Genomic DNA, 8,632 nt, shown 5'->3' with positions numbered 1-8,632 from the left:
GATCGTCTGGGTGGCATGGTCACCGAGGTGAGCGCCCTGACCGGGCGGGTGCGCACGAGTCGCACCGGATCCTTCGGGGTCCTGGCCTCGGAGTCGGCCAACACCTTGGCGATGGTGCTGACCGAGCTGCTCCAGAACGCCGTCGAGCACGGCTACACGCCGGGCGACCCCGACGAGCACGACCCGATCGGACAGATCGACGTCGCCGTCCAGGTGAGCGTCGGACGCATGCACCTCACCATCGACGACGACGGGGTCGGGCTGCCCGAGGGTTTCTCGCTGGACGGCTCGACCAGCCTGGGGTTGTCGATCGTGCGGACCCTGGTGGAGTCCGAGCTCGGCGGACAGATCGAGCTGCACCGACGGGCCGAGGGCGGCACGCGCGTCGCGATCGACATACCGGCGCCCTGAGGGCGCCGGGTCTCGTCCGGTAGGTGTGGGTGGTGGGGTCAGGCGATCGTGCGAACGCGGGAGCGGGAATTGCGACGCTTGAGCGCCCGGCGCTCGTCCTCGCCGAGCCCGCCCCAGACTCCGTGGTCCTGGCCGGCCTCGAGCGCCCAGGCGAGACACTGCTCGCGCACGTCACAGCGACGGCAGACCTGCTTGGCCTCCTCGATCTGGAGGATGGCGGGGCCGGTGTTGCCGATCGGGAAGAACAGCTCCGGGTCCTCGTCGAGGCAGGCGGAACGGTGGCGCCAATCCATGGCTGGTGGATCCTTGTCTCTCGGATGTGCAGGCAGGGATGCTCAGGCCTGCGGGCGCGCGTGTAGGCCCGTGTGTGAAGGATTTCACTAGCGCCTGACAACTCTCGCAACAAAGGCGAGGACTATCAAGGGTATTGAGGGTCTTGTGGGTCACAAAGCAGATCTGGGCTGGTCCACCGCGGCCTCCGGAGCGGCCGCGACAAGGGCGGGGTGGCAAGCCCTAGGCTGGCCCTATGGCCGACTCACACCTGGGGGGTAGCGCGAACCCGCCTCCGCTCACCGTAGCCGCAGCACTCGTCGGGGTCCAGGGTCTGGTGCTTCTCGGTCTGGCCCTGGTGGAGGCGTCGAGCCTCGTCGCGGAGCGCGCCGAGGTCGCGATCTCCACCGCGATCTTCTTCGGCCTGTACGGCGTGCTGCTCGTGGTGTGCGCGGTGGCGCTGACCCGCCGCTCGGGGTGGGCCCGGGGTCCGGTGCTGCTCAGCCAGCTGATCCAGCTCGGCATCGCCTGGAACGTGCGCGACATCCCGCTGCTCTCGATCGTGCTGGCCCTGGCCGCCGCCGTGGTGCTCGCCGGCATGTTGAGCCGGGCAAGTCTCGAAGCACTCGACAACGCACCCTGAGCGACCGTCAGTGGTGCGGCTCGTCGAGCGAGGCTCGCAGCTGCTCGAGGGTGCGGGTGAGCAGTCGCGACACGTGCATCTGTGAGACGCCGATCTCGTCGGCGATCTGGGACTGCGTCATGTTCTTGAAGAAGCGCAGGAGCAGGATCTTCTTCTCCCGGGGCTCGAGCTGTGCGAGCAGGGGCTTGATCGACTCCCGGATCTCGACGTGCTCGAGCCCTGCGTCGTCGATCCCGATGGCATCGAGCATGCTCGAGGAGCCGTCCTCGCTGTGATCGGTCGCGTCGAGCGACAGGGTGGAGTAGGCGCTGCTCGAGTCGATGCCCTCCACGATCTCCTCCACCGTGCAGCCGATGTGCTCGGCGAGCTCGCGCGGGGTGGGGGAGCGTCCGAGGCTCTGGCTGAGCTCGGCGGTCGCGGCCCCGATCTGCATCCGCAGCTCCTGGAGCCGGCGCGGCACTCGGATCGCCCAGCCCTTGTCGCGGAAGTAGCGCTTGATCTCGCCGATGATGGTGGGGGTCGCGTAGGTCGAGAACTCCACGCCTCGGTCGGTGTCGAAGCGGTCGACGGACTTGATCAGCCCGATGGTGCCGACCTGCACGAGGTCCTCGTACGGCTCGCCTCGGTTGCGGAAGCGTCGTGCGCAGTGCTCGACCAGAGGCAGGTGCAGCTGCACGAGGGAGTCGCGACAACCGGCTCGGACGGCCTCGGAGCACTGCTCGTCGCGCAGCTCGACGAACAGCTCGGCGCTGCGTAGTCGGGTCTCCTCGAGGCGCGTCGAGCGCGCGCTGGTATCCGGGTCCGCCGGTTGATGCTCCATGGTGTGGTCGGGCGCCCCCATGTCAGTGGGAGTCGTCGGGCGCGGCCGCCTCGAGGGGGTGGGCCGAGGAGGTCATGGTCATGGAGACGGTGAAGTGGCCGTCCCGGGAGGTCGTCTCGGCCGCGGTGGCCAGGGTGGAGAGCACCTGCCACGCAAAGCTGTCGAGGTCCAGCTCGGGCTCCTGAGCAGCCGAGACCGTCACCTCGACGACGAGGCGGCCGGGGGCCAGGCGAAAGGCACACTCCAGGTCGCTGTCGTCGTCGGCGTTCTCGAGCGCGAGGGCGTTGGCCTCGCCGACCGCGATGCGGAGGTCCTCGATGTCGTCGATGGTGAAGTCGAGGCGGGCGGCGAGCCCGGCTGTCGTCGTACGCAGCACCGAGGCGTAGGCGCTGTCCGCCGGCAGTCTCAGCTCGACGTCGGCACGAGCGGACGATCGGGGGGCCGGCTCAGGCATGACGGGTCCTTCTCTCAGCAGACGCGGACGACGGAACCTTATCCGCCGTCCATCTCGGTGGCACGCAACGGATCCTCGATCCTCGTCGAGGGGCTACGTGATGAGGGACCGGTCGGGCCGTGCGACCAGGGCCGCCTCCGACTGGCCGATCCATCGCGGCACCGCGCGCTGGATGCTGCGAGGCGCATCGATCTCGAGCAGTGCGCCGCCCGCCGCAGCCGACCAGGACCGGTCGCCTCGCCAGATCTCGGCGAGGGTGCGCAGGGAGAGCGCGAGACGCGCGGTGACGTCGAAGCCCGGGTCGTAGTCGCAGACGTCGATGTCGCCGTCGCTCACGCAGATCCACCAGTGCGCGGCGCGGCTGTCGACGTCGGTGAACGTGAGGGCGACGACCGTGCGTCCCGGTGGCCACGGGCTGGTGTGGATCGACCGCTTCATGTCCCACAGGAGCAGATGAGGATCGAGGTCGACCGTTCCGAGGGTGCTCACCCACCGCACGCCCCACACCTGGAGGGCGGCGACGACGGGTGCCAGCTCCTGGCCGGCGGTCGTGAGCGTGTAGCGGGCGCGGCCGTCGACGACGTCGCGGTGGACGACCCCGGCGTGCTCGAGGGTGCGCAGCCGTTTGGACAGCAGCGCCGGCGACATCCGGGGGTTGCCTCGGCGCAGGTCGTTGAACCGAGTGCTGCCCAGCAGGAGCTCGCGGACGATGAGCAGGGTCCAACGCTCGTCGAGGACCTCCAGCGCCTTCGCCATCGGGCAGAACTGGCCGTAGCTCGTCATCGCGTGTCACCGCGCCTCTCGTGCGGGCAGTCTAGCGCCGCGCAGCCCCGGAGACCGCTACCAGAAATGAACCGTCGCTACAGATTCAGCACTATCGGCCGTCGGTCGAGCCCACGAGGCTGGGCGGAGGCGAAGTGCACCGCTCAGGCCACCTGGACCGTGGGCGCAATCGACGAGGGAGGACCGTGACATGACGCAGAGCGTGCAGGTGTCGGACCTGAAGGTGCGGCACCGGAAGATGTGGGCCTCGGGGGACTACCCCGCCGTGGCCCGAGGGCTGATTCCCGGGCTGGGGCAGCGGCTGGTCGAGGCGACCGACGTGGCGGCTGGGAGCACGGTGCTCGACGTGGGCGCAGGGGCGGGCAACGCGGCCATCGCGGCAGCCGAGCGCGGAGCACACGTCGTGGCCGTCGACCTGACCCCCGAGCTGTTCGATGCCGGACGGGCAGCGGCGAGGGCGCGTGGCGTCGAGGTCACCTGGGAGGAGGGCGACGCCGAGGCGCTGCCGTACGCCGACCAGTCGTTCGACACCGTGCTGTCGTGCGTGGGCGTCATGTTCGCGCCCTTCCACCAGGCCGCGGCCGACGAGCTCGTGCGCGTGACTCGATCGGGTGGCGCCCTCGGGCTGCTCAGCTGGACCCCGGAAGGGTTCATCGGTCGGATGTTCGCCGCCATGAAGCCCTACGCGCCCCCGCCGCCTCCGGGCGCGTCGCCCCCGCCGCTGTGGGGCTCGGCCACGCATCTCGAGGAGCTGCTCGGTGACCGGGTCGGTGGCCTGTCGTGCGTCAAGGAGCATGCGCTGATCGAGGGCCTGTCGTCGGGCGCGGGCTTCCGCGACTTCTTCAAGGCCAACTACGGGCCCACGATCGCGGTCTACGCCTCCTTGGCCGGCGAGCCGGAGCGGACCGCCGAGCTGGACGACGTCCTGGCGGCCCTGGGCGACGAGTGCCTCGAGGACGGCGTGATGCGGTGGGAGTACCTGCTGGCCACCGCGACCCGCAGCTGACCACGCAACGCCGCCAACGACGACGCCCCCGGACCGCGGGCGGTCCGGGGGCGTCGTCGAGACAAAGGCCTGCAAGGTGAATCAGGCCTTCTTGGTCTCCCAGAAGATCTCGGCGATCTCGTCGATCTTCGCGAGCAGCTGGTCGGCCACGTCGGCGTCGAGGGCACCCTTGGCGCCGGAGGCGCCGGCGAGCTTGGTGGCCTCGTTGACGAGCACGTGCAGCTGCGGGTACTTCTCGAAGTGAGGGGGCTTGAAGTAGTCGGTCCAGAGCACCCACAGGTGGTGCTTGACCATCTCGGCGCGCTGCTCCTTGATCAGGATGGCGCGGGTGCGGAAGTCAGGGTCGTCGTTGTCGGCGACCTTGGCGATGATGCCCTTGATCGACTCCGCCTCGATGCGGGCCTGGGCCGGGTCGTACACGCCGCAGGGGAGGTCGCAGTGAGCCTGGACCTCGAGCGTGGGGGCGAACAGTCGCGCGAACATGCGTGTCCTCTCGTCGTGGGTATCAGCTGGTGTCCCAGCACTGATTGCGACACTACTCCGCATGACCCGCGCCGCGACCACCCCTCCTGATGGATGGATCGGCTGGGCCCTCGTGCGGGGCGACTCGATGCTTCCGCAGCTGCGCCCCGGCGACCGGTTGCTCGTGTCCTACCGCCGGCGCCCACGCCCGGGGGACGTCGTGGTCGCGGTCTTCGTCGACGGCACCGTGGCCGTCAAGCGCGCCGTCGAACGACGCGGTGCGGGGTGGTGGTTGCTCAGCGACAACCTCGCCGCCGGCACCGACTCCCGGCATCGCGGTCCGGTGGACGAGTCGGCCGTCTGGGGCACCGCGGTGGCGCGGGTGTGGCCTCGGCCACGTCTGCTGTAGAGCGAGTGAGACACCCCCTCGGGAGGGGTTTTCGTGTGCAAGGATCGCCGATCGTGGCCACTCCCGATACCTCGCACCCCCATGCCGGCGACCCCGTCTTCGACCTCCATGTCGGCGGCAAGCTCGAGACGGTCTCGACCGTCGACGTGTCCGGCCCGGCTGAGCTCTCCCTCGCCTACACCCCCGGAGTGGCGCTCGTGTGCGAGGCGATCGCGGCCGACCCGAGCCTGACGCAGCACTACACCTGGGTGCCGAACGTGGTGGCCGTGGTCAGCGACGGCACTGCGGTGCTCGGCCTCGGCGACATTGGCCCCGCCGGCGCGATGCCCGTGATGGAGGGCAAGGCCGTGCTCTTCAAGCAGTTCGGCGGCGTCGACGCCGTCCCGATCTGCCTGGCCACCACCGACACCGAGGAGATCATCGAGACCGTCGTCCGGCTCGCTCCCAGCTTTGGCGGGATCAACCTCGAGGACATCTCCGCGCCGCGCTGCTTCGAGATCGAGGACCGGCTCAAGGAGCTCCTCGACATCCCCGTCTTCCACGACGACCAGCACGGCACCGCGGTCGTCGCGCTCGCCGCGCTCACCAACGCCCTGCGACTCACCGGGCGCGAGGCCGCCACCACCCGCGTGGTCATCTCGGGCGCCGGCGCGGCCGGCGTCGCGGTGGCCAAGATCCTGCTGAGCGCAGGCATCACCGACATCGCGGTCACCGACCGCAAGGGCGTCATCCACTCCGGGCGCACCGACCTGACCCCGGTCAAGAAGGCGCTGGCCGAGATCACCGCCGACCTCACCGGTCGCACCGGCACCCTCGCCGACGTGCTCGACGGTGCCGACGCCTACCTCGGCGTCTCCGGTGGAACGGTCCCGGAGGAGGACGTCGCCCGGATGGCGCCCGACGCCATCATCTGCGCGATGGCGAACCCGACGCCCGAGGTGCACCCCGACATCGCGCGCAAGTACGCCCGCGTGGTCGCGACCGGTCGCTCGGACTTCCCCAACCAGATCAACAACGTGCTGGCCTTCCCCGGGATCTTCCGTGGCGCCTTCGACGTCGGGGCGACCTCGATCACCGAGGGCATGAAGCTCGCCGCGGCGACGGCGCTCGCCGAGCTGGTGGGCGACGACCTCACCGAGGAGCTCGTCATCCCCTCGCCGTTCGACCCGCGGGTCGGCCCGGCCGTCGCCGCGGCCGTGTCGGCTGCTGCGCGCGCCGACGGCGTCGCCCGCCGCTGACCCGGTCTACTTCTCGACGACCGTCGTGTTCGTGTCGCGCCAGGTGCGCTCGAACGGCAGCCGCCAGGCGTGTGGTGCGATCATCTGGTGGATGGCGTTCGGCCCCCACGAGCCGGGGGAGTAGCTGCGCACCGGCGACGGGTTCCGGATGAGCTCCTCGGACTTCTCCCAGAGCGCCTCGATGCCGTCCGCGGTCGTGAAGAGGGTGTGGTCGCCACGCATCGCGTCGTGGATGAGCCGCTCGTAGGCCTCGAGCACGGAGCCGGAGCCGTGGGTGTCTGCGGTGGCGAACTGCATCGAGAGCTTCTCCAGCTTCATCCCCGGGCCGGGACGCTTGCCGTAGAACGACAGCGACATCTTCGACTGGTCGGCGAGGTCGAAGGTCAGGTGGTCCGGACCCTGGGTGCCGACGTTCGAGCCGGCCGGGAACATCGACAGCGGAGGCTCCTTGAACGCGATGGAGATGATCCGCGCTCCCTCGGCGAGCTTCTTGCCCGTGCGGAGGAAGAACGGGACCCCGGCCCAGCGCCAGTTGTCGATCTCGACCTTGAGAGCCACGAAGGTCTCGGTGTCGGAGTCGTCGGCCACGACCTCCTTGCCGCGGTAGCCGGAGTACTGACCGCGCACGACGTTGTGAGGCTCGATGGGACGCATCGAGCGGAAGACCTTCAGCTTCTCGTCGCTGATCGGGTCCGGATCCAGCGACGTCGGCGGTTCCATGGCCATGAACGCCAGCACCTGCATCAGGTGCGTCACGACCATGTCGCGATAGGCGCCGGTCGACTCGTAGAACGCCGTACGCCCCTCGAGCCCCAGGGTCTCGGGCACGTCGATCTGCACGTGGTCGATGAAGTTGCGGTTCCAGATGGGCTCGAAGAGGCCGTTGGCGAAGCGGAAGGCCAGGATGTTCTGGGCGGCCTCCTTGCCGAGGAAGTGGTCGATGCGGAACACCTGATCCTCGGCGAAGACCTCGTGCACCTTGCGGTTGAGCGACTTCGCGGAGGCGAGGTCGGTGCCGAAGGGCTTCTCCATGACTACGCGTGAACGCTCCACGAGGCCGGCCTCGTCGAGCTGGTGGATGACGTCGAGAGCGGCCTTCGGCGGGACGCTGAGGTAGTGCAGGCGCCGTACGTCGGCCGGCTCGCCGAGCTCTGCTTCGCACCGTTCGACCAGCTCGGCCAGGGCCTGCGGCCCCTGCGACGTGGCGACGTAGTGGAGGCGCTCGGAGAACGCGCTCCACCGTGTGTCGTCCACCGCGCCGTGGAACTCCGCGCAGGCCTCGCGGGCGAAGGTGTCGAACTCGGCCGGGCTCAGCTCTTCGAGCGAGGTTCCGATGACGCGCACGTCGGGGATCAGCCGGGCCTCGAAGAGTCGGAGGAGTCCGGGGAGGAGCTTGCGCCGGGCGAGGTCGCCGGTGGCGCCGAAGAGGACGACGACGTTGGGATGATCCATACGGCAAAACCTAGTGCCGCCACGTAACGTCCGGGTGACGTCGCCCCCCAGGGGCGGCTCGTGTCGATCGTCTAGCCTCGGCAACATGTTCGCCGCCTACGCCACCTCCTTCGACAACGACAACCCGCTCAACGGCCTGGTGCTGGGGGAGCGACCCGATCCGGTCGCCCCGGAGGGGTGGACCACCGTCACGGTGAAGGCGGCCTCGCTCAACCACCACGACGTCTGGTCGCTGCGTGGGGTGGGGCTCAAGCAGGAGCAGCTGCCGATGATCCTCGGCTGCGACGCCGCCGGGCTCGACGAGGACGGCAACGAGGTGGTCGTGCACGCCGTCATCACCGACCCCTCCTGGACCGGTGACGACACGCTCGACCCGCGCCGTTCGCTGCTCTCCGAGCGTCACCAGGGCGCGATCGCCGAGCAGGTCATCGTGCCCAAGCGCAACGTCGTCGCCAAGCCGGCCTCGATGTCGTTCGAGGAAGCCGCGTGCCTGCCCACCGCCTGGCTGACCGCCTACCGGATGCTCTTCACCCGCGGCGAGCTCAAGGCCGGCGACACGGTGCTGGTGCAGGGCGCCGGTGGCGGCGTCGCGACCGCGCTGATCATCCTGGCCCGGGCCGCCGGACTGCGCGTCCTGGCGACGAGCCGCGACGAGCACAAGCGGGCCAAGGCCCTCGAGATCGG

The 8,632-nt window shown here is 69.8% G+C and carries 12 protein-coding genes; 6 read left to right on the top strand and 6 right to left on the bottom strand.

Annotated elements, in window-relative coordinates; all coding sequences use genetic code 11:
• On the top strand, positions 1-411 hold a 411-nt coding region (locus VOI19_RS08760; protein ID WP_323792583.1), incomplete at its 5' end, for an ATP-binding protein.
• 38 nt (positions 412-449) lie between these two features.
• On the opposite strand, the gene VOI19_RS08755 is transcribed toward VOI19_RS08760, so the two are convergent.
• Positions 450-704, bottom strand: a complete 255-nt coding sequence (locus VOI19_RS08755) for a WhiB family transcriptional regulator (protein ID WP_323792582.1) — start codon at positions 702-704, stop codon at positions 450-452.
• 233 nt (positions 705-937) lie between these two features.
• Here VOI19_RS08755 and VOI19_RS08750 point away from each other — a divergent pair, with 233 nt between their 5' ends.
• Positions 938-1,324: a hypothetical protein gene (locus VOI19_RS08750; protein ID WP_323792581.1), complete on the top strand. Its 387-nt coding sequence runs from the start codon at positions 938-940 to the stop codon at positions 1,322-1,324.
• A 7-nt stretch (positions 1,325-1,331) separates the two neighbouring features.
• Here VOI19_RS08750 and VOI19_RS08745 read toward each other — a convergent pair whose 3' ends face one another.
• The 3 genes from VOI19_RS08745 to VOI19_RS08735 form a co-directional block, all read right to left on the bottom strand.
• Positions 1,332-2,165 (bottom strand): RNA polymerase sigma factor SigF, encoded by an 834-nt coding sequence (locus VOI19_RS08745; protein ID WP_323792580.1) that lies wholly within the window; start codon positions 2,163-2,165, stop codon positions 1,332-1,334.
• Position 2,166: 1 nt separating this feature from the next.
• The gene (locus tag VOI19_RS08740) at positions 2,167-2,598 is read right to left on the bottom strand and encodes an anti-sigma factor (protein ID WP_323792579.1); all 432 of its coding nucleotides are present in this window, start codon (positions 2,596-2,598) and stop codon (positions 2,167-2,169) included.
• Positions 2,599-2,691: 93 nt separating this feature from the next.
• Positions 2,692-3,381, bottom strand: a complete 690-nt coding sequence (locus VOI19_RS08735; protein WP_323792578.1) for a helix-turn-helix domain-containing protein — start codon at positions 3,379-3,381, stop codon at positions 2,692-2,694.
• Between the two features lie 190 nt (positions 3,382-3,571).
• Here VOI19_RS08735 and VOI19_RS08730 point away from each other — a divergent pair, with 190 nt between their 5' ends.
• Positions 3,572-4,387 carry a class I SAM-dependent methyltransferase gene (locus VOI19_RS08730; protein WP_323792577.1) on the top strand — a complete coding sequence of 272 codons (816 nt, stop codon included), beginning with the start codon at positions 3,572-3,574 and terminating at the stop codon, positions 4,385-4,387.
• 81 nt (positions 4,388-4,468) lie between these two features.
• Here VOI19_RS08730 and sodN read toward each other — a convergent pair whose 3' ends face one another.
• Entirely contained in the window at positions 4,469-4,870 is a 402-nt protein-coding gene (sodN, locus tag VOI19_RS08725) for a superoxide dismutase, Ni (protein WP_323792576.1), read from the bottom strand.
• Here sodN and VOI19_RS08720 point away from each other — a divergent pair.
• On the top strand, positions 4,869-5,258 hold the full coding sequence (locus VOI19_RS08720) for a S24/S26 family peptidase (protein WP_323792575.1): 390 nt from the start codon (positions 4,869-4,871) through the stop codon (positions 5,256-5,258). The genes sodN and VOI19_RS08720 overlap by 2 nt on opposite strands.
• Positions 5,259-5,311: 53 nt before the next feature.
• Positions 5,312-6,496, top strand: a complete 1,185-nt coding sequence (locus tag VOI19_RS08715; protein ID WP_323792574.1) for an NADP-dependent malic enzyme — start codon at positions 5,312-5,314, stop codon at positions 6,494-6,496.
• Between the two features lie 6 nt (positions 6,497-6,502).
• Here VOI19_RS08715 and zwf read toward each other — a convergent pair whose 3' ends face one another.
• Complete coding sequence (zwf, locus tag VOI19_RS08710; protein ID WP_323792573.1) at positions 6,503-7,948, bottom strand: glucose-6-phosphate dehydrogenase; 1,446 nt, start codon at positions 7,946-7,948, stop codon at positions 6,503-6,505.
• 85 nt (positions 7,949-8,033) lie between these two features.
• Between zwf and VOI19_RS08705 the strand changes: the two genes are divergently transcribed.
• Positions 8,034-8,632: alcohol dehydrogenase catalytic domain-containing protein (locus VOI19_RS08705; protein ID WP_323792572.1), on the top strand; the 599-nt coding region annotated here is incomplete at its 3' end.

This window comes from Nocardioides sp. (assembly GCF_034670285.1).
Lineage (GTDB): Bacteria > Actinomycetota > Actinomycetes > Propionibacteriales > Nocardioidaceae > Nocardioides.
This window is presented reverse-complemented; position numbering and strand designations above follow the sequence as displayed.